Source organism: Streptomyces alkaliterrae, assembly GCF_007097205.2.
Lineage (GTDB): Bacteria > Actinomycetota > Actinomycetes > Streptomycetales > Streptomycetaceae > Streptomyces > Streptomyces alkaliterrae.
Genome location: NZ_VJYK02000670.1, coordinates 1 through 677, shown reverse-complemented (window position 1 = coordinate 677; position 677 = coordinate 1). Strand labels below are relative to the sequence as shown.

Annotated in this window: 1 protein-coding gene; it reads left to right on the top strand. The window is 70.8% G+C overall.

What is annotated here, in order from left to right; genetic code table 11:
• Window positions 1–22: 22 nt before the first annotated feature.
• The coding region (locus FNX44_RS27435; RefSeq protein ID WP_153507809.1) for a phosphatidylinositol-specific phospholipase C at window positions 23–677 on the top strand (655 nt) is incomplete at its 3' end.

Genomic DNA, 677 nt, shown 5'->3' with positions numbered 1-677 from the left:
ACCACCACCCGGCCACCGCTGGATGACCGCGCTACCCTCCGCCCGCACGCTCGACGACCTCACCATGCCCGGCACCCACAACACCTGCGCCCTGATCGGCGGCCCCTTCGACACCGCCAAGTGCCAGTCCCTCACCCTCCCCGAGCAGTTGGCGCGCGGCGTCCGCTACCTCGACATCCGCTGCCGTCCGTTCGACGGCGCGTTCACCATCCACCACGGCGCGATCTACCAGCGCCGCAACTTCCACGACGTACTGACCGACTGCCGCGCGTTCCTCACCGCCAACCCCGGCGAGACGATCCTCATGTCCGTGCAGAAGGAGCACTCGGACGCGCCCGCCGCCGAGTTCGCCCGCATCTTCCACGACGTCTACCTGCGCGACCACGAATTCGAGCGCTGGTTCCACCGCGCCCCCGGCCGCATCCCCACCCTCGGCGAGGTACGCGGCCGCATCGTCCTCGTCGCCAAGGCCCCCGGTATCGGCGGCCTCGACCGCTACGACGGCAACCTGCTGTCCGTCCAGGACGAGTGGACGCTGCCGACCGCCCGCAAGTGGGACGCCTTCCAGCACCACCTCGACACCTCAGCCGCCGAAGGCCCCCACACCACCCGCCTCGCCGTCAACTACCTCAGCACCACCGGCGGCGACCTCATCCCCTACCCCCGCCGCTACGCCG